This is a genomic window from Nostoc sp. PCC 9305, assembly GCF_963920915.1.
Classification (GTDB): Bacteria; Cyanobacteriota; Cyanobacteriia; order Cyanobacteriales; family Nostocaceae; genus Nostoc.
Map to the genome: position 1 here is coordinate 14,306 of NZ_CAWUDN010000030.1, position 24,011 is coordinate 38,316.

The 24,011-nt window shown below is 42.2% G+C and carries 22 protein-coding genes; 12 read left to right on the forward strand and 10 right to left on the reverse strand.

Features of this window, described 5'->3' with window-relative positions; genetic code table 11:
- Window positions 1–342: 342 nt before the first annotated feature.
- Together ACM0OX_RS13370 and ACM0OX_RS13375 are read right to left on the reverse strand one after the other, a co-directional pair.
- Window positions 343–1,080, reverse strand: a complete 738-nt coding sequence (locus ACM0OX_RS13370) for a diacylglycerol/polyprenol kinase family protein (protein ID WP_414515394.1) — start codon at window positions 1,078–1,080, stop codon at window positions 343–345.
- A gap of 56 nt (window positions 1,081–1,136) precedes the next feature.
- Entirely contained in the window at window positions 1,137–2,879 is a 1,743-nt protein-coding gene (locus tag ACM0OX_RS13375) for a DUF3685 domain-containing protein (RefSeq protein WP_414515395.1), read from the reverse strand.
- 143 nt (window positions 2,880–3,022) lie between these two features.
- Between ACM0OX_RS13375 and ACM0OX_RS13380 the strand changes: the two genes are divergently transcribed.
- Complete coding sequence (locus ACM0OX_RS13380; protein ID WP_414515397.1) at window positions 3,023–5,992, forward strand: pentapeptide repeat-containing protein; 2,970 nt, start codon at window positions 3,023–3,025, stop codon at window positions 5,990–5,992.
- A gap of 245 nt (window positions 5,993–6,237) precedes the next feature.
- Here ACM0OX_RS13380 and ACM0OX_RS13385 read toward each other — a convergent pair whose 3' ends face one another.
- The gene (locus ACM0OX_RS13385) at window positions 6,238–6,684 is read right to left on the reverse strand and encodes a Fur family transcriptional regulator (RefSeq protein ID WP_322660180.1); all 447 of its coding nucleotides are present in this window, start codon (window positions 6,682–6,684) and stop codon (window positions 6,238–6,240) included.
- Between the two features lie 662 nt (window positions 6,685–7,346).
- Here ACM0OX_RS13385 and ACM0OX_RS13390 point away from each other — a divergent pair.
- Window positions 7,347–7,817 (forward strand): CRR6 family NdhI maturation factor, encoded by a 471-nt coding sequence (locus ACM0OX_RS13390; protein ID WP_414515469.1) that lies wholly within the window; start codon window positions 7,347–7,349, stop codon window positions 7,815–7,817.
- 441 nt (window positions 7,818–8,258) lie between these two features.
- The gene (locus ACM0OX_RS13395) at window positions 8,259–8,987 is read left to right on the forward strand and encodes a class I SAM-dependent methyltransferase (protein WP_414515399.1); all 729 of its coding nucleotides are present in this window, start codon (window positions 8,259–8,261) and stop codon (window positions 8,985–8,987) included.
- Window positions 8,988–9,515: 528 nt separating this feature from the next.
- On the opposite strand, the gene ACM0OX_RS13400 is transcribed toward ACM0OX_RS13395, so the two are convergent.
- Window positions 9,516–10,475: a glycosyltransferase family 9 protein gene (locus ACM0OX_RS13400; RefSeq protein ID WP_414515401.1), complete on the reverse strand. Its 960-nt coding sequence runs from the start codon at window positions 10,473–10,475 to the stop codon at window positions 9,516–9,518.
- Window positions 10,476–10,544: 69 nt separating this feature from the next.
- Between ACM0OX_RS13400 and ispD the strand changes: the two genes are divergently transcribed.
- From ispD to ACM0OX_RS13415, 3 genes are all read left to right on the forward strand, one after another.
- Complete coding sequence (ispD, locus tag ACM0OX_RS13405; RefSeq protein WP_414515403.1) at window positions 10,545–11,228, forward strand: 2-C-methyl-D-erythritol 4-phosphate cytidylyltransferase; 684 nt, start codon at window positions 10,545–10,547, stop codon at window positions 11,226–11,228.
- Window positions 11,229–11,428: 200 nt separating this feature from the next.
- On the forward strand, window positions 11,429–11,971 hold the full coding sequence (scpB, locus tag ACM0OX_RS13410) for an SMC-Scp complex subunit ScpB (RefSeq protein ID WP_414515405.1): 543 nt from the start codon (window positions 11,429–11,431) through the stop codon (window positions 11,969–11,971).
- A gap of 185 nt (window positions 11,972–12,156) precedes the next feature.
- On the forward strand, window positions 12,157–12,504 hold the full coding sequence (locus ACM0OX_RS13415; RefSeq protein WP_094347414.1) for a DUF760 domain-containing protein: 348 nt from the start codon (window positions 12,157–12,159) through the stop codon (window positions 12,502–12,504).
- 101 nt (window positions 12,505–12,605) lie between these two features.
- Here ACM0OX_RS13415 and ACM0OX_RS13420 read toward each other — a convergent pair whose 3' ends face one another.
- A complete protein-coding gene (locus ACM0OX_RS13420; RefSeq protein ID WP_414515407.1) occupies window positions 12,606–13,814 on the reverse strand; it encodes an HhoA/HhoB/HtrA family serine endopeptidase in 1,209 nt (402 codons plus the stop codon).
- A 236-nt stretch (window positions 13,815–14,050) separates the two neighbouring features.
- Between ACM0OX_RS13420 and ACM0OX_RS13425 the strand changes: the two genes are divergently transcribed.
- The gene (locus ACM0OX_RS13425; RefSeq protein ID WP_414515409.1) at window positions 14,051–14,941 is read left to right on the forward strand and encodes a LysM peptidoglycan-binding domain-containing M23 family metallopeptidase; all 891 of its coding nucleotides are present in this window, start codon (window positions 14,051–14,053) and stop codon (window positions 14,939–14,941) included.
- Window positions 14,942–15,037: 96 nt separating this feature from the next.
- Here the strand turns inward: ACM0OX_RS13425 and ACM0OX_RS13430 are convergent, their stop codons facing one another.
- Window positions 15,038–16,072: an isochorismatase gene (locus ACM0OX_RS13430; protein WP_414515411.1), complete on the reverse strand. Its 1,035-nt coding sequence runs from the start codon at window positions 16,070–16,072 to the stop codon at window positions 15,038–15,040.
- 210 nt (window positions 16,073–16,282) lie between these two features.
- On the opposite strand from ACM0OX_RS13430, the gene ACM0OX_RS13435 reads away from it, so the two are divergent.
- The 5 genes from ACM0OX_RS13435 (at window position 16,283) to ctpC (ending at window position 20,988) form a co-directional block, all read left to right on the forward strand.
- On the forward strand, window positions 16,283–16,861 hold the full coding sequence (locus ACM0OX_RS13435; RefSeq protein ID WP_414515413.1) for an SMI1/KNR4 family protein: 579 nt from the start codon (window positions 16,283–16,285) through the stop codon (window positions 16,859–16,861).
- A gap of 130 nt (window positions 16,862–16,991) precedes the next feature.
- Window positions 16,992–17,237 (forward strand): AbrB/MazE/SpoVT family DNA-binding domain-containing protein, encoded by a 246-nt coding sequence (locus ACM0OX_RS13440; protein WP_104901597.1) that lies wholly within the window; start codon window positions 16,992–16,994, stop codon window positions 17,235–17,237.
- On the forward strand, window positions 17,224–17,613 hold the full coding sequence (locus ACM0OX_RS13445) for a PIN domain-containing protein (protein WP_414515414.1): 390 nt from the start codon (window positions 17,224–17,226) through the stop codon (window positions 17,611–17,613). Before ACM0OX_RS13440 ends, ACM0OX_RS13445 begins: the two co-directional genes overlap by 14 nt.
- A gap of 602 nt (window positions 17,614–18,215) precedes the next feature.
- Entirely contained in the window at window positions 18,216–19,442 is a 1,227-nt protein-coding gene (gene ispG, locus ACM0OX_RS13450; RefSeq protein ID WP_414515415.1) for a (E)-4-hydroxy-3-methylbut-2-enyl-diphosphate synthase, read from the forward strand.
- Window positions 19,443–19,704: 262 nt separating this feature from the next.
- Window positions 19,705–20,988, forward strand: a complete 1,284-nt coding sequence (ctpC, locus tag ACM0OX_RS13455) for a carboxyl-terminal processing protease CtpC (RefSeq protein ID WP_094347421.1) — start codon at window positions 19,705–19,707, stop codon at window positions 20,986–20,988.
- 78 nt (window positions 20,989–21,066) lie between these two features.
- On the opposite strand, the gene ACM0OX_RS13460 is transcribed toward ctpC, so the two are convergent.
- From ACM0OX_RS13460 to ACM0OX_RS13475, 4 genes are all read right to left on the reverse strand, one after another.
- Entirely contained in the window at window positions 21,067–21,252 is a 186-nt protein-coding gene (locus ACM0OX_RS13460) for a DDE transposase family protein (RefSeq protein ID WP_099102822.1), read from the reverse strand.
- Between the two features lie 124 nt (window positions 21,253–21,376).
- Window positions 21,377–21,793, reverse strand: a complete 417-nt coding sequence (locus tag ACM0OX_RS13465; RefSeq protein WP_414515416.1) for a putative toxin-antitoxin system toxin component, PIN family — start codon at window positions 21,791–21,793, stop codon at window positions 21,377–21,379.
- The gene (locus ACM0OX_RS13470; RefSeq protein WP_414515417.1) at window positions 21,780–22,028 is read right to left on the reverse strand and encodes a hypothetical protein; all 249 of its coding nucleotides are present in this window, start codon (window positions 22,026–22,028) and stop codon (window positions 21,780–21,782) included. The genes ACM0OX_RS13465 and ACM0OX_RS13470 overlap by 14 nt, the downstream gene beginning before the upstream one ends.
- A 150-nt stretch (window positions 22,029–22,178) precedes the next feature.
- The gene (locus ACM0OX_RS13475) at window positions 22,179–23,906 is read right to left on the reverse strand and encodes a succinate dehydrogenase/fumarate reductase flavoprotein subunit (RefSeq protein WP_414515418.1); all 1,728 of its coding nucleotides are present in this window, start codon (window positions 23,904–23,906) and stop codon (window positions 22,179–22,181) included.
- Window positions 23,907–24,011 lie beyond the last annotated feature (105 nt).

Below are 24,011 nucleotides of genomic sequence, written 5' to 3' on the forward strand. Positions count from 1 at the left end.
TCATATAGTTGTCTTAATCAGAAAAGATGTGTTCTCGATCACAGATATATTGTGTTTCTGAACACTGCCAATTTCAAAATAGTAGTATTTTAGTATGAAGTAGCAATACTCCAAAGTTAGGTGCTAAAAATTAGGGGTATAAATCGCCGAATTAATAATGCGATACCGATAGCGCAGCGTAAAGCCTTCTCTACGAGAGGCTCCGCCACGGCATGGCTTCTCTACGAGAGGCTCCGCCAACGCTTAGAGTGAGCCGTTGAGCGTAACAGACCGCCGCAGACATCGCAGTAAAATAGCTGTTTTTATTGAGAATCTATATTATGAGTGGCTGAAATTCTAGTTTTAGACTGGGAACGAGGTAATTGGGAGTGCCTTAAAAACCTGCATAAAAATCCAAACGACTCCCGCCGCTGTTAGAGGTACGCTGAGGTTATCTGTGCCGTGGGGCGAGACTGCCTCTGCTAAAGTTGCAAAAGTAGCAGTTACCACCGCCGTCAGAAAGGCCCATCCTAAACTTAAAGGCGTTGCTAGGGGACTCAGCGACGAACCAGGTAGCAGTAATAGCACCAAGAAAATTACTACTGTACTCGCTATAAACATTGCTGCTGAACCTTCCCAGGAACGAATAGAACTTCCCACTTGGTATTTATGTTGCCCAAAACGTTTACCGATTAATGCTGCTAGTGCGTCACCCCAGGTCATTGCCATTATCCCAGCTACGGCGATCGCAACGCTATCTACTGGCCCATCTGGTCGCCACAATAGCCCGAACAGCAATGTCACTGAGATAGCGAAATAAACCGTACCGGGTGAGCTATCTTGGGTATCCATTGCGCCGATGATTCGATAGCGGTAAAACAAGTAGTTCAGTCCGATAAAGGTAGCAAAAGGTATAATTCCGATTTCCCAATTCTTAAACAGTAGCAGGACTCCGAAAGTCCACATCCCTGCACCAATATGGATTACCTTTCGGGTCAAATCCGGCTTTATACCAAATAGCCTACGTAGTCCCTCGCCAATCACAAGCAGACTGATAGCGTAAACATAAGAAATTGCTAGCCCGATAAAATTATTTGTCATTTGTCATTTGTCATTGGGAAAAGAATTACAGAAAGCTGCCCCTCTGGGTTGCTGGTTCACTTAGATCGATCGCTATTTCGTCTAAAGTTCTTTTCTACTGACGAAACGCTACCAATACCTTGAAGAATACCACGACCAATTAAACCTAAACCCCGACCAACAATTTGGGTAAGGATAAAAACTATACCGCTACCGAAAACAGCTAATAGTGATTTTAAACGCGGTGCGATCGCATCACTAAATTCTAGGAGCAATGTCACTATTAAGGGAATATTGGAAAGTTTTACTAACTCCTGATTTCGAGGGGCATAAACTGAAGTAGTGGCAATGCCACGAGGCGCAATTACAAATAGCTCATAACGACTTTCAAAAACGGCTTTTGGCTCGTTTATATAATTTTTTAATCTATATTTCCACGACAAATCATTTCTAAATCGTTCAATCTCTCTTGTAGAAATCAATTGGCGTCCATAAAAGTTTTGCTTAATCTCTTCTACATCTGCTAAATAATTTAACAGTGGTTGAACTACTCCATTCGCTACCTGAATTAATAAGTTCTCTAAAAGCATCAATGCTTGGGACTTGGCTTCAGCGCTAACTACTGGATATGAGCGATTATCAATGTTCAATTCTGTTTGAAATAAGAGATAAGAATACAACTCATAAAATAGTGGGATTTTTTGAAGAATCTCTCTTTGCACAACTTCTGTATTTTGTAGCAATAATTTAACAACTTCTATGTTTTGATTAGCTACTTGTATCCGAGAAAATTTCCCAAAAAATTCTATAATCGCTACTTGCCATAAATCACGTATCAAGGTATTTTTTAGCTCATACAATTGATTTATCTCTATTTGAGAAGCACGCAATTCATCTAACTGATCGGCCAATTTTTGTAGGATCAAATAAAGTAATTCACGTTTTTTATCTTCACGAAAGATATCGATTTCTAAAGGTATATCTGTGACATTTATTAAAGGAAATTGAAGCTTAGTAACGCAAGATGTAAACAAGGCAGATTGTAGGGTTCCCGGACTAAGTAAAGGTGATAGGGTTTGTCTTTGCTGAATGCTTAATGAAGGAGTCACAGGCGGCTCATCAGCAAGCGGAATCTGTTCCTCTTGCCTTTCTTGTGGTGAAACCAACAATTGATTTAGCAACCAACGAGCCGCTAGCAGTTCTCGCCGCTGTCCAGCTAGAATTGCTCGATCTAGTACTCGTAGTCCGGGAACTTGTAATTGTGCTGTTACTGCGGCTAGAGTAGCATCAATGTTAGCAATTCCTGACAAACGTAAATTATTTCGCAGTTTAGAGAAGGGGAGTGAGGAGTTAGGAGTTAGGAGTGAGGAGTTAGGAGTTATTATTGCTTCTCTGTCCTGGAACCAATAGTCACCACCATCTGCAACTTCTTGCATGGCGGCGACTAGCTCAGGAAGTGGTGTACCTTTGGGGCAGTAGCCATTTACACCAACAGATTTCGCAGCTAATAGCAGTCCTTGTTCTTGAATAGAACTGAGGAGCAGGATTGGTAGGTTGGGATATAAGGCTCTGAGTTGCCGACAAAATTGTAAACCTAGCTGTTGACTGGTGGTACGACCATTACCGAATTCTAAAACTACCAAATTTACCTGGTTAGGGTCTTTTTCGGCAATTTCTGCTAAAATCTGCAAGGCAATGGTATCAGTTTCTACAACTGCGATCGCTTCTAGGTTAGGAATCGCTTCTAAAGCTACCCGTAATCCTAGACGAAAAATCGGGTCTTGGTCGATTAACAATAATTTTAAAGGGCGATCGCTCATAGTCCACTCAATTAGATCAGCACTGTTTTTTACCAATCAGAAAAAAACTTTGATACAAAACTTTGTCTTCCCCATTGTCACCTGTTTTCGCAAACTGATAAATCGATCATAATTGCCTTATGCAGCCTTCACTGTGTGATTAAATGAACCTGAGTATTCGGCACTGGTTGGCAGAACGCCATATCGCAATCAATCAAATCAGAGGGTTTTCTGGGGGGCAATTGGCAGGTATTGCCTACCGTATTGTTCAGGATATGGAACTCAAAAGCCTCATGCCTTTTGATATTTGTACCTTGGTAGAGGTTTTAGAACTGCCCTTAAGTATTGTTTGGGAAGAAATCAGTGTCATTTCCCTGTTGACAGAAAAACTGTTGCGTAGCCTCAGCCAAAAAAAACCGTTAAAACGTAATGAAGGCACATGGCTAGCGTTTCAAATTGCCTATCTCCAAGCTTTGCAAGCAATTCTAGAGCAGGAAGCAAGCCTACAAAAACCGTGGTTAGACCGGGCAATTATACCCATGCAACCACACATACTTAAAGAGGACGTGGGTAAACTCATCCTCCAAGATCCGCAACTACAAGGATTGCTGAAAACTCTCAGCCCAGGGAAATTGACTGATACTCAAGCTGAACAAGCGCTGTCTTCGGTTGCAGATTCATTACTGGTGCAACAAATAAATAACGCTGCTATCGCTTGGTTAGTTGCCAATGGTGCAGAGGAAGCGGAAGCGAAACTTCTAACACAGCGTTTAGTCAACTCACTTCCTGGTGACATATTGGTAGTCGTCACCGAGAATGCTGCACCTTTAGCCCAGCTGCAAAAATTTTTCCGTTTGGGGATTTCATTATCTCCCAGTTTCATCACCCCAGAAGTTGGTTCTACAGTCAGTGAAAAAATTGATTTGCACCGAGAACATTACCGTGCAAGTTTGATTAAAAACCTCAGTATCCCTTTGCTGATGGAATCCTTTGCTCTTAAGGATATCTATGTGCCACAAAAAGGCTTACCAATAGAGGAAAATATTTCTGAGCAAGATAAAAAAGCTGTTAAACCAGTTGACTTAAAAACATGGGCACAGCAACAGCTTACTGATTTAGAAACGATCGCTGTCATTGAGTCAGAACCGGGTTATGGAAAAACTAGTTTTTGCCAACTTTGGGCAGCACAGGTAGCACAGGAATTGTACCCTACTTGGATGCCGATAGTAATTAGGTTGCGAGATGTACAATACGGTAAAACTTTAATCGAAACTCTAAATTCTGCCTTTGATGTTAATCTTTCAACTTGGTTAGAGCAAGAAAATCTCCCTTGTCTGTTGCTGCTGGATGGTTTGGATGAATTGCCCCATTCTGCTCAGGGTATCAGGGCACAAGCAATTTTTATTCAGCAATTACTGAACTTTCAATCTCAGCACCGCCACAAAATTGTATTGACAAGTCGTTCAACGACTTTACCAGAAATCGTCTCGGAACTACCGCTATTGTTGAGGCGAATTATTATTCAGCCTTTGGATGTGGACGAATTCAAGCAATGGTTTCAACAGTGGGCAAAAGTGCAATCATTACCCATTGCTCAAAATTTCTTTACATTATTAAAACAGGCAGGGTTATTTAACAGCCAATCAAAGTTAAGCGAATTATCTCCCCTTGTCCGTCAACCCCTAATGCTGCATTTGTTGGGCATCTTGCACCGCGAGGGATTGCTAGATGATGAACTATTGCAGTTAGCAGCTAATACCCAAAAGTCTTTTCTGTTATGGGAAATTCATCATCGTCTGAGTCGATGGTTGTTGGGTTATCCGCTAATTGGTGGGATCAAGACGATGCTACTGCGTTCAGGAACGGCTCATATCCATCGGACTCCAGAAGCGATCGCTAATTTACTCGCTAATCGTCATCCCCAAAATTTACTTGAGCAGATGCAAGCGATCGCTCTCAAAATTTTACACTCGCAACGTCATCAAATTAATCTAGCTGGTGAATTTAATAGTTTACCAGCATTTTATTTTAAAGTTTGGGATGTGGAAAGCGCAGCGAAAAGTAGTTTAATTGAGTTTTCGCATCTCAAGTTAGGAGAATCTCTTTGTGCAGATGCTATAGCTGCCCAACTTAAACTTCTGACTCAATACCAAGATGAGGCTTATGGTACGCCCACTAGCGCAGCCCAGAATATTTATAATTTACTAGGTTACGGGATACTTAGCCAAGAAATTGAAGAACTAGCGATCGCTGGATTACGCCGTCAGCAAAAGCACAAATTTTCATTTGAAGTTTTATTTCAACGTCTATTATCTTTCTGGCGTGCTTACTGTCAAGGACGTTGGTTAGATGAGGGGATAGCCCACAACGCTTTGACTAATTTTCATGCACTGCAAAACCCTGTGAATGTTGAACAGGTGAATGCTGCGGTAGGACTGAATGTGTTTTTATTGCTTTGTGCTTGCTACCGAGAAACAAAAGTTCCATTTTGGCCTTGTGGGAATCCAGTCAATTTAACAGAATTCAACCCAGAGGTGCTGAGTCTGCTAATTGCTAGAACAACGGTTTTACATAAAAGCGCTTTTGCAACCCGAATCAAGTCTCTGTCTGGACTCAATTTATCGGGAGCCTCTTTATCGCAGGTGATGTTAACTGGGGTGAGCCTTGAGCAAACAAACTTATCTAATGCGGAGTTAATGGGGGCGAATTTGGCTGGAGCCAATTTGCAACAGGCTAACCTCGCAGGCGCGAACTTACAAAACGCCAACCTCGCAGGCGCAAACCTACAACAGGCAAACCTTACAGGCGCAAACCTGCAACAGGCAAACCTGATGGGGACAAATCTTAATTCTGCCGATCTCACCAACGCCTGCTTGTTTGACGCCATCCTTGCTGCGACTGACAAAAAATTGGCCGCTGATAATGGAGCCTTGTTCTCTAAAGAAATGTTTCAAAAACTAAAACATTTGCGATCGCAGCAGCCCTTCTTAAACACCGTGAAAATCACACCAAACACAAACGTTAATTGGAACAAAACCCCTGCCATCGGACTAATTGAAAGCTGTGAAGGCGCAATTTTGTCAGCAGATTTAGATGATGATGATGTCGATGATGAGACAGTTTTTGGCAATTAATTCGATTGGAGAATAGGGCATGGGGCATTGGTCATTAGTCACTTGTACTGAGCGTAGTCGTAAAGCCTGCGGCATAGCTACGCTTCGGGCGCAGCCTCTCGTAGAGAAGTATTGGTCATTAGTCATTGGTTATTGGTTATTAATTCTTTTCCCTCACTCCCTCATCTTCCCCTGCCTCCCCTGCCTCTCCTGCTCCTCTGCCTCCCCTGCTCCCCTACCCCCCTGCTCCCCTGCCCCCCTGCTCCCTATCCCTCTTGCGGATTGCGGTAGCCAAAAAAGTTAATACTGTAGTCAGTAATCCGCACTCCTGTTTCTTCTTCAATTTTGCGGATCAAATCTTCTGGTAGTTCCACATGAACATCAAGAATTTGATTTGTATCCACACAGTTTATATGACTGTGAGAGTCACTGATATTGCCGTACAAACGCCCATCACAGCGTTCAATACACTCAATGATGCCTTGACTGGATAATGCTTCTAAATTTTGATAAACAGAGGTATGGCCGATCTCTTTGCCTTGTTGGTTCAAGCGATCGTAAATCTCTCTTGCAGCAAGATGTTCATTTGCTTGCCAAAGTAATTCCAGAATAAAGCGACGCTGACGACTGACGCGCATACCCAGGATTTGACAGCGCTCAAGTGCATCTTCTAAGGAACGAATTGGTCTTGTAGTAATTGTTTGTTTTTGCATATTACAGCTTGTTAACTGTTGAGGGAATTTTCCCATCTAAATGTTTATTGGTTATTTAATATATGCAATGATATTGCACGCTACTGTTTTACCTGCACTTATGTTTTGGCTTTTGATGCTGTGGAAGTGACAGGTGGCGATAATGATTTTTTTTGCTTGTTGACGGCTACTTTGTCAGACCTTAATCTAAAACAAACTCATTACAACTTTAACTTAAAATCGCTGTAAATGTCCACCTTGGGGCAGGTATTGCCTTACCCAAGTAGGCTAATTCTAATGGCATACCATATTAATCGTGTAGTAATTCTTTAATTAGATGCGAGTAATTATAGCAATGACAAAAGTAACATTTAATTTTAGTAAAAATCAGTGAAGTGAATAGCGATAGCCAGTGGCTCATATCAAGGCTAGTAACTGGATGTATATTTGTTATAACCAGCGGAAATTAAGCGAAAGTATCAAATAAATTTGAGCAAGGTCAGACTTGTGTTTAAACCTTGTATGGGTTGATGAAATTATCGGCAAAAAGTATCAGTAAATAGTAATTGATTTATGAAAAAGACTTTGTGCGATCAAAAGTCAATGTAGCGTCAATGCCTGAAAGCTGCTACTGTATATTCTCGATCCTACAGTTGAGCATCAAGAAGGTGGCTGCTAAATCAATGACAATTGCGATCGCACTCAATAATGACTTCATTAACAATCTGGATCTGTCCCCTGCATCAACGGTGATTGAAAAAATGCTGCAAGATGGGGTTGCATCCCACGAACAGCAGTTACACTTTGATGTCAATTACGATCTCCAGCCTGACGACCCACGGGAACTCTCAGAAATTCCAGAGGTGCGCCTGTGGTTTGTGCGTCTAGATGCCAAATATCCCTGGTTGCCATTTTTACTAGATTGGAAAGCTGGAGAATTTGCCCGTTATGCCGCCATGCTTGTACCACACCAGTTTAGTTCCCAAGAAGGTATTCAGTATAATCCTGAAGCCTTAGAAATATTTTTGATGCATAAAATCTTTACTTTAGGTGATTGGCTGAAACAACAGGACATACCCAGCCTCTCGCGCCTAAAGTCTATGGCGCAAATTCTCGGTTATGAATTGGATGATGCTTTTTTTGAAATATTTTAAATAGCTAATAGGTGATGGAAGCATTGTGAGAAAATTTTCTTCGTTTTAGTGTACTGTGTGAGGTTATTCTGATATTGCAATATCGTTCAGTTAAGCCCTAAATCTTCTGTAGTGAAGCGTTAGCGCATTGACCGACACGAACGTATAATTTCGCGCCTCTATTTGCCGAAATCAATACCAAAAACTTCACTGAATTGTATTGGCCCATAGTATACTTTTCGATATTTAAAACATCCTCTAAGGATGAAATTTTTATCTATCTAAAAAGATATTTTTTAAATTAACCATAGCAAATATGCTGAGAATAGAAACCTGTTTCTTATATACGAAAGAAAATAGGTTTTATTTTATACTGGTTACTTCAAGCGCTTTCAGTAGTTCGCAAGATCCTGAAAGAGCAATTTTGTAATCAAACAAGCTTGAAAAAATGAGGGTTTTGGAATGAAAAATTTAGTACCTGAGCGTGCAACATCTGAAGAAGAACGTTTTCAAGATGACTATTATTCTTACTTTGAAGCCCCGGAAAATCTCACCCGATATACACCTACAGGTGGTTTTTTAAGTAACGCTTTTCCAGAAAACTCATTCTCATTATTAGATTTAGGATGCGGTAATGCGGCTTTAAGCAAATATCTTCCGGCTCGATGTGACTATCTAGGAGTCGATCACAGTGAACTAGCTATTGAACAATGTTTAAAACTCTACCCAAATAGAAAGTTTGTTACCAAAGATTTATCGCTTTTCCTGTCTGAACTTGTTGAAGAGAATAAAAAATTTGATGCAATCGTGCTAGCGGGTTTGTTATTTCACAGCATTAACAAAGAGACCCAAGAAAAAAAAGACGATCAAGAAATTATTCAATTTTGCCTGAATAAAATACTAAACGACAAAGGATATCTTGTTCTCATTGTACCTTTTTGCTACGGCGATCATCCATCTCACAGTTTGTTTGTTCGAGCAGAGTGGCTACAAAAGTCAATAGAAAAAATGCTAGAAATTGCTAATGCAAAAATTGTGCACGAGAATATATCTCTACAAATTGGTTTGGAAAAGAGGGTTCGACAGCAGAAAGCGACTCCTGACTGGTTTGTTTCCGATAGTAGTGCTGATTATCCCAGTATATTTGTTGGAACATATATGGCAAGCTGGACATTTATTGCTTGCCTCTAATTAATACCATTTTGGATTTTAGATGAGGAATTTGACTTGTAGAGATGCGAAATTGTACTTCATCTTGCTGGGCCAACGCATCTCTAAGGATTTTGGGTTTAACTCAACGGTATTGTGGTATAGCGCACTAGAGCTGGATTTGTCTAAATAAAAACTGAAAGCCGTTCCCAACTTGCGACAACGGCTGAGTGATAAATTATAGAGCTTTTCATTTGTATGCAATATACATTCGCCTCTCTCCTGTAAAGCTATCCATTACCCGGATCTTTCTTAACATTTGCGAGAGTATTGACTCAGGTTTTTATAACCCTGATTCGTTCGTTGTTCATTCTCAATAAAAACGCAGTTTTAGCGAGAAGATTAAAAGCGAATTTGTCAAGTATACCTAAATTCTCAATGTCTAAGAAGGTTATAGAACATGGGTTTCAAGATTGTAAAGAAAGATGTGGGTAACGCATAGCCTGTAAAGAGAGAGGTTTTGAGGCTTACTGTCTGTTCTAGGTATCTAAGTTTGGGAAAACTACTAGTTTAGCCACCCCAAATTTTCTCTAAAACTGTGTTTGGTGAAATATCCGCCGTTTTTCCCGTGAGGGATTCAATAGCCAGGAATTTATCGTTTTTCGGCAACAACTTAGCTGGATCGCTGGGGCCAAATATGGCAATGGTATAGGTTTGAACTGCAACACTTAGTTGTAGTGCCGGACTATCAGTCGATAACATCAAATTTGCCCCAGCAATTATGGCAGTTAACTTACCAATATCATCTGGGGCAGTCACCTTGATATCTGGAGAAGACTCCAGAAGCGATCGCACAAACTGCTCATCATCAACTCCCTTAATAACAACCACAGGTAAATCCGGCTGCTTTTGTTGGAAGGCTTGAATAATTTGCTGCCAATTTTCGACAGGGTAGATTTTATCCAGTTCTTTAGCCTGGGATAACTGGCCAGAACCGCCATGAATCAAGATATAGCCTGTTTCATGAACCCCTAAACGTTTTTGTTCCTTTTGTGCCCATTCAATATCTGGTTTTGGCACATTTACTGCTAACTCTGGGACAGGGCTATTTATTTCCAACGGTTGCAGCAAGTCGTGGTAAACTGCTGCCGCATACTGGGATGATTTAAACGGCACAGCATGGGTAAGAAAACCCGATCCTTTGCCTTTGTAGCCAATACGTATAGGAATTCCCGTCAACCAGAGTAAAAGACCCACCAACCAATTTTGCTTAACAGCAATGGCAACATCGTATTCGCGATCGCGAATCGTCCCCACTAAATTACCCCAATCTGCCAGACTGTTACGGTCATTAAAATCAAAGTTCAGCACCTCGTGAACTGACTTGCTCACTCGGTAGGCAGCCTTTGACCGGGGTTCAACAAAGACATCTATCTGAGCGTTAGGGTAATGGCGCTTCAGGTCATCTAGAGTCGGAAAGAAGAGAACTTGGTCGCCAATTCCGCCAGGTACAAGGGCTACTACTCGCATAATATTTATTGACGCTTACTCGCTCCCTATTTTAGGGGAAAATATATAGCTTAAAGATTGAGGAATTCTGTGTATTTACTAATTCCAGCTGCGGGAATCGGAAAAAGAATGGGGAGTAACCGCAATAAACTCCTGCTACTCGTGCGATCGCAACCAATTATTGCTTGGACTTTATTAGCCGCAGAAGCCGCCACTACAATCAGTTGGATCGGGATTATTTCTCAGTCTAGCGATTGGCCAGAGTTAAATGCAATTCTCGCCGAGTTGAAGCTGACTAAACCAGTGGAATTAATTCAAGGTGGCTCCACCCGCCAAGAATCTGTTTACAATGGCTTGCAATCTCTGCCAATAGCCGCAGAACAAGTGTTGATTCACGATGGTGCTAGATGCCTGGCCACACCAGATTTATTTAACTCTTGTGCCGAGGCCATTCGCCACTGTCCCGGTTTAATTGCTGGTGTACCCGTCAAAGACACCATCAAAATTGTTGATGAACAAGGCATAATTCAAGATACACCCGACAGACGACAACTATGGGCGGCACAAACTCCCCAAGGATTTGATGTCAAGTTGTTGAAACAGTGCCATGCTGAAGGAGTCCGTCAAGGTTGGGAAGTAACTGACGATGCTGCTTTATTTGAAAAGTGCGGCATCGAAGTCCGAATTGTCGAGGGAGAGGAGACAAATTTAAAAGTGACCACTCCACAAGATTTAGCGATCGCAGAATTTATTCTCACAAGTAGAGGCTTTTGAGAAGGGAATAGAGTAAAGGTTACAGGGTACAGATATACTTCCTGTAACCTGTCACCTCTCCCCTAATCCCAATGCCAAATTTGAAAGTTTAAAAAAATACTTTGACAATTTACGATATAATGCCACACACTTGTTGATTGTTAGTTGTCATGTACTAATGACCAATGACTAATAACCAATGACTAACGACTAATGACTAAATGATTACAGCCACAGCGACGAAGATAGAAGCAATTCTCTATTTAAAGGGTAAACCCTTGTCGCTCGGCGAAATCGCCGAGTATGCCGCGTGCGATCGCGCCACTGTCAAAGAAGGCATAATTGAACTCATGGACAATTATGCCCACCGAGATAGCGCTTTAGAGGTAATAGAAACCCCAGATGGTTATAGTTTGCAACTCCGGTCTGACTTTCACGATCTAGTGCAAACGATGATACCAGTGGAATTGGGTGTAGGTGCATTACGAACTTTAGCTGCGATCGCTCTTAATAGTCCCATACTTCAGAGCGACCTGATTAACCTGCGCGGTTCGGGAGTATATCAACACGTTCCAGAACTCGTCGAACTTGGTTTCATCCGCAAGCGCCGAGACAGCGATTCTCGCTCCTACTCACTCCAAGTAACCTCAAAATTCCATCAGTATTTCCAAATTGAACAACTCCCGCAAATACTTTCCACTAGCCAGAAGGAAGAACAACTAGAACTAGAACTAGAACTAAAGGCAGTGGCGAGTGGGGAGTAAAGAAGGGAATAGGGTACAGGTTATAGGGTACAGGTTACAGCGTACAGATTATTCCCTATAACCTGTCACCTGTCATCTCTCCCCTAATCACACTCCCTTCCTCTAGACTTATACCCGTGGTGAATGCGCTAACCTTGTACTATGGTTTAGAGTGGAGTTAGCAATTAAGCTAAATAAAACTGCCAATGGTGTTTAATCCTGACTTTTTGAATGACAACTCCGAGGAACACCCTAATCAACTTCTTTCCGACCACTCTGAGGAATACCCTAATCAGTTACTCAAATATCTACAGCATCAGTCTCCTGATGTTTTAGCTAGGGTTGCTCAGTCCGCCAGCCCCGAAATAAAACAAATCATCTCGCAAAATGTCCAAGGGCTAGTGGGAATGCTCCCGGCAGAAAATTTCAACGTGCAAATCACAACAGATAGGGAAAACTTAGCTGGGCTTCTAGCATCAGCCATGATGACAGGGTATTTTCTGCGCCAGATGGAACAAAGAATGCAGTTAGAGCATTTGTCTAATGGCCAATAATTAATAGTCAGTAGTCAAACATTCTGGAACTATTGACCAAATAATGAATTAGTAATTCGTAATTCGGAATGACGCTCTCTAGGAATTACGAATTATTTTGACTACTTCTTTTCAGGATAAGCTCCTGATTGTACTTTGAAGGTTTGAACCTTACCGCTGCGGTTGACTTCGAGCGCTATTATGTCTCCAACTTTGCTAGACTCTACCAGCCTCTGAACTTGGGCTGAAGTTTTGACTGGTTTCCCGTTAAATTTTTGAATCACGTCTCCAGGAAGCAGTCCTCCACGCTTGGCTGGGGAATCATCTGTGATTCCTTTAATCACAATTCCAGCATCCTGCTGAATGTTTAGTTGATTTTCTTGATTAATCTGCTGTTTCCTGATGGGAGAAAGGTCTGCCATTTCAACACCCAAGAAGGGATGTTCCACGCGCCCTTTAGTAAAAAGTTCATTAGCGATGCGGGCGGCGGTTTCAATGGGGATGGCGAAACCAAGTCCTTGAGCATCAGCGCGGATAGCAGTGTTAATACCAATCACTTCGCCTTGGGCGTTTAATAAGGGGCCACCAGAATTACCAGGATTAATTGCGGCATCAGTTTGGATAAAGCTGACTCGTTTATCTGGGACACCAACTTGAGTGCTAGTGCGATCGGTAGCACTGATGATGCCGATAGTAACAGTATTATCTAAACCCAGGGGATTGCCAATAGCGATCGCCCATTGTCCTGGAATCAGGTTTTGCGAATTGCCCAGTTTTACTGTCGGCAAATCATTCGCTTTTATTTTTACCACCGCCACATCTGTTACAGAATCAACTCCTACCACCTTACCCTCTAGACTCCGACCATCTTTGAGGGTAACTTGTACTGTATCTGTATCTGCCACTACATGAGCGTTGGTGAGTAATTCGCCATCTTCGCTCAAGATAAACCCCGATCCTGTACCGCGCTCAATGCGTTCTTGAGGAATTGGTTGGTCATCCTCTCCAAAGAATCGCCGCAAGAGGGGATTTTTCAAAGCATCAGAGATGGGATTGGCTACTTTGCGAGTCGCATTAATTCGCACTACAGCCGGGCCAACTTTTTGCACTGCCGTCGCAATAAAATTCACGTTATCGCCACCAGTAGCTCCAATAGCTCCGTTAGGAGAATTCGGAACTACGGATTCTGGAGGCGAAGCCATTGTTACATTTTTTAATTGTTGGAACGAGCGATTTTGTGGCAGGAGATAGCGACTGCCAAACAAACCTGCACTACCGCCAATTACCAGTAAAAACACATAAACCGCCAGTTGCTTTAAGGATAACTTCATAATTGTTTTGCTCAAGAACAGCAATGCAGTTGCTAATTTCTAAGTGTAGTCAAGCGAACGGCAAGTGGACAGATCAATTTACGAGAAATTAGGGATTGGGCGTTAGGAGTGCTGAGTTAGGAGTTAGGAGTTAGGTAGTTTTGTTTATCTTCTTGTCCCCCTCATCTTCCTCATCTCCCCCAATCCCCATTCTTCCCATCTAAAATCTAAAGTTAATGCGCTATTGACCTTTATACATGACTTTACCCTTTCGTCAACTATTTCTCTGTAGCTTAAGCGCCTTGGGCCTAGTAAGCATACTGCCATACTCAAACAGTGCTAACGCTGCTGTAAGTGGTTGCTCAACTCCAGCCTTATCTCGCTTCCAACGCCATAAAGTCGTTCGTGGCGAAACTTTGGAGAGCATAGCGCAGCGCTACAATCTCATTCCGACAACTATTATTGGCATGAATCCAGCTTTGCAGAACGGTGCACCTGCTGCTGTTGGTAGTGTGCTTCAGATTCCTCCCTACAATGGGATTGTAGTCGAAGTGCCTCGCGGTCAAACTTGGCGACAAGTGGCGGCACAATACAAAGTTCGTGCTGATAGCCTGTTTGAGGTGAATGGCTGCCAACAAAACCCCAGAATCGTGTTTGTTCCGGGGGTAAATTGGTCGCCTAATGGTGTTGTAACTAAGTCGCCTTTACCTACTGATACAGGTACACAAAACCGTGCATCTTTGTCTGGATATCCTTTGGGGGAAGTGGCAACTGTAGGATTAGCTTACGGCTGGCAAATTAATCCTGGGACAAGTGAAGTTTTCTTCCATAGTGGTGTTGACTTATTAGCACCAGTTGGCACTAATGTGCTAGCGATCGCCCCTGGAACTGTAGCCTTTGCCAGCGATCAAGGTTCTTATGGCAAATTGGTCATTATTAACCACAGTGGCGGACTTCAAAGCCGCTACGCCCAGCTTGACAGTATCAAAGTTACTGTCGGTCAACAAGTGAAAAAAGGAGACTTACTAGGAACAGTAGGCACTAGTGGAAAACCAACATCCACTCAACCGCATCTCCATTTTGAAGTGCGTTCTAGCTCATCTCTGGGTTGGGTAGCGCAAGATCCCAAGGGTTATTTGAAGAAATGAGGCTTGTTTTTAAACGCAGAGGGACGCAAAGGGAAGCGCAGAGGAACGCAAAGGAAATCTCTGTATTCCTCTGCGAAACCTTTGCGATCGTTTGCGTTAAAAAAATGCTATGGATTCGTTAGATTTTACGATGTGCATTCCTGCCTCTGCAAACCTTGTAAATGCTGCATCTGCCTGTTCTGTGTAGTCCACAACACCGGGGACAACAACAGGAGAAGTGCTATCTTCTAGCAGATAGATTTTTTTCGTCAGGGTAGCATCTATTTGTTTAATTTCTGTTAATAAATCGTCAATTGTCCAAGCGACACAGTGACTTTTAGCTTGACCACCAATAATTACTGCATCATATTCTAAAAGTTGTTTAATCAGGCGCGTGTTCTTTTGAGCGAGTGGACGTTGCTCAAAATCTTCCAACACTTCTGGACGTAGGATGGAATAGTTTTCTGTTAAAGGATTTTCACCTTTGATTTCAAATTGCGTTTGACTCTGACGCGCAATGCCGTGGAAAAATATCGCTTCTTCTACCGATGAAACTAGAGCATGACCGATACCGCCCAACATAGAATGATAAGGCCAAACAGTGAGGGGATATTTACCGTCTTGACTGAGTTTTTTAAGGTAATGGTAAGCGTGTTTTTCTAATAATTCATAATCCCCATTAGTAACAGTGTTAGCAACTGCTGGGTTAACTTTCCAGATACCTTGTTCGATGTCTGCTGATGTGATGCTAGTCGCTGCTGGAGTGGGATGTTCTCCGGCAGCGTTTACCCAAAAGATTGGATGGAAGATTTGCGTTGCTGTGTGAGTATCTAGAGTTGGTACAATTTTCGTGATTATTCCCAAGTTGCGATAAATAAACTCACATAATCTGACATTATCATCCACCGCCGCATAACCGGATTTTCCACCTACAAATAATTCAAATCCAGGGATGCAGAAGGTGTTTTGGACATCAATTAATAGTAGACAAATACGAGTTTTATCTAAAGATGTAGGTTTTATATCGTGTTGTTTTGCCCACATTTCAGCTTCGGCGGCACGTTCTTGGTAAGGTACGCGCCAGACTTTGCCCACTTCTTCAGGATTAAAGTGTGGAGGAATTGGTAGTTGGGGTGTTATTTGGGTGTTCATAATTACAGCCGCTTTTATTCTGTAATAACATCTACAATTTCAATCCCCAAATTTTCTCAAGTCTAAATTCAATAGTATATTTGTATTATAAAAACATAAATTTAGCGATCGCTGTCATCTAAACTTCTCAACATCACCAACCGTCGATTTAACCACTCATCTGTAAACCAACCATAAGACAAAATATTTATATTCAAGGCAGCTACAAGTATGCAGGAAATTTGGACAAGAATAGAATTCTGGCTCGAAGCTAATACTCCACAAGTTCTTGATACATTGAACCCTGGAGCATCAGAGAGTCAGATAAAGGCGGTAGAAGACGCTCTGCTGATACAGTTTCCTGATGATGTCAAGAGTTCTTACCGTATCCATAATGGACAATTAGCCTACGATTATGGGCTGATTAATGGACGAGAATTTCTATCTCTTGAACGTATTCAAAAGGAATGGCAAGTTTGGAAGGAACTTCTAGATGGAGGTAATTTCGATGGTTGTGAAAGTCAGCCAGAACCAGGAATAGGAATTTGTACAGATTGGTGGAGTCCGTTATGGATACCACTAACCTATGACGGTGCTGGCAATCACGATTGTCTAGACTTAGCTCCTGCTAAAGGTGGCAAGGTTGGACAAATTATTCAGATGTGGCATGATGACGGCAAGAGAAAACTCGTCGCTTCAAGTTTCCAGAACTGGCTAGAGGAATATGCCACTGGTTTAGAATCTGGTCAATATGTTTTCTCGCATAAATACGGAGGTATAGTCAAAGCGGATAGTATCTGGTGTCTGTAAATCTAGGAGCAACGCAACTTAGTCTGGTTAAAGCGATCGCTCTTTCATCCACAACCTCAAAAAAGCATAGACGCTTGATTGACAATCGACTGTATAATTAAGTAAGGAGTAAAAGTAAGGATTTTGAGTAATGGCTAGTGCAACCATCACAACAAAAGGACAAGTAACTATCCCTAAAGAAATTAGAGATTACCTCAATTTAGACACAGGTAGCAAGGTTGATTTTGTGATTGATGAAAATGGGATAGTTACACTTATTCCCTTGAATATCCCTGTTCAAAGCTTATCAGGGAGCTTATATCGTCCAGGGATGAAAAGCGCAACTTTAGAGGAAATGGAAACAGCAATTAGAGAAGGTTCAAGTGATTGGAGTTGATACGAATATTTTAGTGCGCTACCTGACAAAAGATGATGAGCAACAATGGGAGCAAGCTGTTGAGATTATCGAAGGGGGAGAGCCGTGTTTTGTTGCGAATATAGTTCTGTGTGAATTAGTTTGGGTTTTGCGCGGTAAGCCTTATGAATTTAGTAGGCAAGAAATCAGTAAGACTATAGAGATGATGTTGCAATGTGCAGTTTTTGAGTTAGAAAATACCTCTGTAGTTTATCAAGCATTGCAGCGTTTTAAGCAGGGAAGCGCAGATTTTTCTGACTATTTGATTGGGGCGATCGCTCAACAATCTGGTTGTACGACAACAGCAACATTTGACAGAAAGTTGAGAGACGACAAAGGATTTAATTTGTTGGAGTGATAACAAAGCGATCGCTAACAAGTCCATGAATGGGCAATCCCATACTTCATATTGAGCGCATTAATCTGGTTTGAGCATGATTCAGCAGAGCTTAATATACAATTCAATTTTCTTAAATACTGATTAAATACATCATGACAACTTAGATTTGATCGCAGCTATAGCATGATACCTAAATTTTTATGAATTTAATGTGAGTTCCAGGATGTTGAAAAAGTACAAAATGATGATAAAGCTGAAAATAGATGAAAATATATAAAAAACCGCTTCGAGAATATCAAAAAGTAAATCCAAATTGCTCGATATATTCTACGAACTCTTGGGATACCAATGTAAGTCCTAAAGGAAGCCATCACCTCATCTTGACGCTGCATATCATATCTGACTGTTGAATGAATAACAGGTATTGACGGTTGGTTCATAAAATTATTGGCATTGCTGATAATATCTATAACTCAGCGATCGCTCTTGATCTGTTGTGCTGTTTATTATCTGATTTTTTTCTATCTAATCACCCAAAGAGCCACCACCTGTGGCAATCTGGGAAACAGAGATTTATTAAATCTGATATTTGAGCAACAGCAAATTTACCGAATCAGGTTATGCAAACTCTGCCCACAGTAAACACTTCAAGCGTCACATCACCTCAAGCCACCTTTGATACAACCATCAAGCGGCGTAAAACCCGTCCCGTAAAGGTAGGAAATGTCACCATTGGCGGCGGCTACCCCGTTGTGGTGCAGTCAATGATTAACGAAGACACTCTTGATATTGATGGTTCAGTCGCTGGTATTCGTCGTCTGCACGAAATTGGCTGCGAAATTGTCCGCGTCACAGTGCCAAGTATGGCTCATGCTAAAGCTTTAGGAGAAATTAAACAAAAATTAATTAAAACTTACCAAGACGTGCCAATTGTGGCTGATGTCCATCACAATGGGCTGAAAATCGCCGTGGAAGTTGCCAAGCACATAGAGAAAGTACGGATTAATCCGGGCTTGTATGTGTTTGAAAAGCCAAATATCAATCGAACTGAATATACTAAAAGCGAATTTGACGAAATTGGCGATAAAATCCGCGAAACTTTAGAACCTCTGGTAGTTTCTTTGCGCGATCAAGGTAAATCGATGCGAATTGGGGTAAATCACGGTTCTCTTGCTGAGAGAATGCTATTTACTTACGGTGACACGCCCGAAGGAATGGTGGAATCTGCCATAGAATTTATCCGCATCTGTGAATCTTTAGATTTCCGCAACTTGGTAATTTCCATGAAAGCCTCACGAGTCCCGGTGATGGTGGCCGCCTATCGCCTCATCGCCAAGCGCATGGATGAACTGGGTATGGATTATCCATTACATTTAGGTGTTACAGAAGCCGGTGATGGCGAATACGGGCGAATTAAATCCACAGCTGGTATTGCAACCTTACTTGCTGATGGTATTGGCGATACAATTCGCGTCTCACTAACAGAAGCACCAGAAAAAGAAATCCCTGTCTGTTACAGCATTCTCCAAGCTTTGGGATTGCGAAAAACGATGGTGGAATACGTCGCTTGTCCTTCCTGTGGACGCACTTTGTTTAATCTAGAGGAAGTGCTGCACAAAGTCAGGGAAGCCACTAAACACTTAACTGGGCTAGACATTGCAGTTATGGGTTGTATTGTCAATGGCCCAGGAGAAATGGCAGATGCCGACTATGGCTATGTTGGCAAAACACCTGGTTATATTTCTTTGTACCGTGGTAGAGAAGAAATTAAAAAAGTCCCAGAAGATAAAGGTGTAGAGGAATTAATTAACCTCATTAAGGCAGATGAACGCTGGGTAGAACCTTAAAGGGAGCAGGGGAGCAGGGGAGCAGGGGAGCAGGGGAGCATAGGAGAAGTTGCAGTAAGTTTTTCTCCTCTGCCCCTTTGCACCTCTGCTCCTCTGCCTCTTATGCCCCATACCCAAAAACTTTGTATCTTTTAGCCATCAAGTTCGCCGGATTGTCAAGTATTTTGTTTAAATTAAGGATAGATACTCGGTCTGTACAGTGGTAGCCTGTGTTAGATTGAGCATACTGACTATATATTTTCCCTCTGACGCAGCTGTCATTATGGTGATTACAAAAAGTAGGCTTGTTTTGGGTGCTACGGCAGTGACACTCTCCACGATCGCTGTTACTAGCCTTGGCATTCATTCGCGAGGTCAGGCTTTATTTAAAGCAAGTCCTAAAGAATTAGTAGATGAAGTTTGGCAAATTGTTCAGCGCCAATATGTTGATGGTACTTTTAATCAGGTAGATTGGCAGGCTGTTCGTAAGGAATACTTGAGCAAGTCCTACAGTAATCCACAGGATGCGTATAAGTCCATTCGGGAAATGCTGAAAAAGCTAGAAGACCCATATACCCGATTTATGGACCCAGAAGAATTCAAGAATATGCAGGTGGATACCTCTGGAGAATTGACAGGGATTGGGATCACCATTAGTCAGGATGAAAAAACCAAGCAATTGGTTGTAATTGCGCCAATCGAAGATACACCAGCCTTTAAAGCTGGTGTTTTGGCAAAAGATATCATTCTCAAAATTGACGGCAAAGATACTAAGGGGATGGATACTAATCAGGCAGTGTCCTTGATTAGAGGTGAAGCAGGATCGCAAGTCAGCTTGACAATTGTGCGCGACGGTAAGACAAAACAGTTTGACATCAAACGGGCGCGAATTGAAATCCATCCAGTTAAGTTTTCTCAAAAGAAAACCCCAGCCGGAAATCTTGGTTACATCCGCTTGAACCAGTTCAGCGCCAATGCTGGTAAAGAAATGCAAATTGCCATTAAAGATTTAGAAAGCAAAAAGGTCGCTGGATATATCCTTGATTTGCGTGGTAATCCAGGCGGCTTACTCTTCTCCAGCGTGGATATTGCCCGGATGTGGATAGATAAAGGTAAGATTGTCTCCACTGTTGAACGCCAAGGAGAGGCAGAAAAGGAAGAGGCAAACGGACGAGCCTTGACAACTAAACCATTGGTGGTGCTGGTAGATAAAGGTTCAGCTAGTGCCAGTGAAATCCTCTCAGGGGCTTTGCAGGATAATAAACGTGCTACTTTGGTCGGTACTCAAACTTTTGGTAAGGGATTAGTGCAATCGGTGCGTCCCCTAGAAGATGGTTCAGGATTAGCGGTAACAATTGCTCATTACTATACCCCCAATGGTACAGATATCAATCACAAAGGCATTTCGCCAGATGTGAAGGTAGATTTGAGCAAAAAGCAGATGGAAGATTTGTGGCTCCATGAACGTGACAAACTCGCTACTCTTGCAGACCCTCAATTCGCTAAAGCAGTGGAAGTGATAGGTAAAAAAATTGCTGCTCAGGGGACACCTACAGCAGAAAAATGAAGAGTTAGGAATAAAGTTAGGAGTGAATAGTGAGGAGTTAGGAATAAAGTCCATCACTGTTAACTTCTAACTACTAACTTAAACTGGTTTGCACTTTCCAGCCCTAATAAGTCCGACACGTCGAGCGATCGCTTCTTCTTGTGAACTAAAAGGCCCCCACTGTTCTATAATTTCTAGATTATCGTCGCCAACTTGGTCGCTGGGGATAATTTCACAGTTTCCAGCAGAACGCTTGACAATATACCAACTTGGTGGTTCGTTCATGATTGAATAAAAATCTTGTTTTTTATAGTAACCCAAGTTGGGGATTATAATAAATTATTTAGCTGTTTCTACACTACTGTATATAGCAAGGTAGGACAGTTGCGCGTAGGTTAATTCTTGCTTGCTACTTTGAACCCAAAAATTCTTGAACAGTTAGAATCTCAATACCCCTCCAGGGGTTTAGCGCTAGCAAATCATCATCTCCTGTAACAATACACTCTGCTTTAGCACTGACTGCTAATTCCAGATATTTGTTATCTTTTGGATCTCGGCATTCATAAATCTGTTCAATCACATCAATAAACTGAGAGTTTTCTGTTAAATATTTGAGAAAATCTTGCCGCCTTTCTTGAGTAAGATATCTATCAAATTTGGGACGATATAAAACTTCTTGTAACTCCGATAATACAGAATCTGATAATACTATAACGCCAATATCCAGAGCTTGATCTAATGCCTGACGTGGCTTGCTTTGACTAAACAAAAATGCACTAATCAGCACATTGGTATCAAACACAAACCATCGATTATTCTTCATCATTCAAAAGCGATTTTAAGATTTCAGGTGTTAATCCTCGCTCTTGTGCTTCAAAGCTTGCTTTATCCATCGTGTTTCTCAGACGCGCGATCGCCTCTTGTCTTTTAGTTGTAAATTGAGACTGCATGATTGCCGCAATCTTAAGTTGCAATTCTTCTCGTTCTTCTTCAGTGGCATTACGGTACGCCTCTGCTACCTCAGAGGGAACTTTGATGGTAATTTCTTCTTTAGTAATCATGTCTATAACGATCCGGCTTGGGAAGAAAAAATAACAGCTGTAATTCAAAAACAATTAGGCTCTGATTAATAACTCAATCATTTCATATTTTTAATCGAGGTGGACAAAACTTTTGTAGTCCCCTCGATTTCTCACTAAATTTACCTTTGGCTAATACTTCCGCTCTTTTGGCTCAAACATAGTAATCGCTACCGGTCGATATTGAATATCAATTCCCGCTGGTGAATAGTAAGCCATTGTATGTTTGAGAAAGTTAGCATCATCTCGCTCGGAATAATCTTCGCGGAAATGAGCGCCACGACTTTCTTGGCGATTTAGGGCTGATGCCAAAATGGTCTGTCCTACTACCATCAAACTTCGCAATTCTAAGGCTTCTACGAGTTCTGTATTCCAGCAACTACCTTTGTCATCTAAATAAATTTGAGGATATCGCTGTTGTATTTCTTCTAATTTCTGCAAACCTTCAGTCATTAATGCCTTAGTGCGGAAAACACCACAGAACTCAGTCATACAATCCTGAAAAGCTTCACGGACTTGGTTAATGCGGTACTGTCCTGGTTGTTCTAGCAAAGCTTGAATTTGTTGCTGGGCTTCTGTTACATACCGTTGCTCATCTACAGAGGGGAACTTACGTTTTTGCACAAATTTGGCGATCGCAGCCCCAGTTCTCTTACCATAGACGACACACTCCAGCAGAGAATTACTCCCCAAGCGATTAGCACCATGTACAGAAACACAAGATGTTTCACCAGCCGCAAAGAAAGCATCAACTAAACCATCGCCACTACTGCGAACTTGACCATCGGTGTTAACTGGGATACCACCCATACAATAGTGAATTGTCGGACGGACTGGCATCGGTTGAGTTACTGCGTCAACCCCTACTAGACGATGGGCTTCTTCCCAGCAGAAGGGAACGCGACTCATAATTTTTTCTTTGCCGAGATGGCGCAGATCCAGATAGACAAAGGGGCCGCCAGCACTGCCATCGAGATGAATACCACGTCCGGCGCGAATTTCGTAAGCGATCGCTCGTGAGGTAATATCACGAGGAGCTAGTTCCATCCGACTAGGTGCATAGTTGGCCATAAAGCGATCGCCTTCACTATTAATCAGATATGCCCCTTCACCCCGTACCGCTTCCGAAATCAGCACCCCTACTGGATATAAACCAGTGGGATGAAACTGGACAAATTCCATATCTTCGAGGGGTAAACCTGCGATCGCAGTCATTGCCAAACCATCACCCGAAGAAGCGTAATCATTAGAGGTAGTGTTATAAACGCGACCATAGCCCCCTGTGGCAAACATCACCGCCTTAGCCCGCACCACTTCTATATGTCCATCCAAAAGATGGAACATGACCACACCCTTGGCCTCATTTTCTTCCAAAATGAGACGCATCACGTACCACTCTTCATAAACTTGCACCCCATAACGCCGCAAATTGTTAACCAATTCGTGCAAAATCGCGTGACCGGTTTTGTCAGCGGCATAGCAAGTGCGGTTGTGGGAATGTCCGCCAAAAGCCCGTTGGGCAATGCGCCCATCGGATAAGCGAGAGAACAAAACGCCCATGTGTTCCAAGTCAATCACCACACCTGGCGCTTCTTGGGTGAGAATTGCTACAGCATCTTGGTCTGCCAAGTAATCAGAACCCTTGACAGTATCAAAAGCATGTGCTTCCCAACTATCCTCTGAATCAACATTTTTCAGCGATGCAGCCATACCACCTTGAGCCGCAACCGAGTGAGAACGAATTGGGTGAGTTTTGGCAACCACAGCAATATTTAAACTAGGGTCAGTGCGGGCAATTTCTACAGCAGCGCGACATCCCGCTAATCCACCCCCGACAATAATCACATCGTGTTCCAGCATAATTAGCCCCCTGATTGCAAACCACTGCTGTTCTATTGTAGAGAGGTGATTAATCAGCTAGTGCGTTGTAACAGTAGCATCTCTAAAAAAAATTCCCTGCCTACA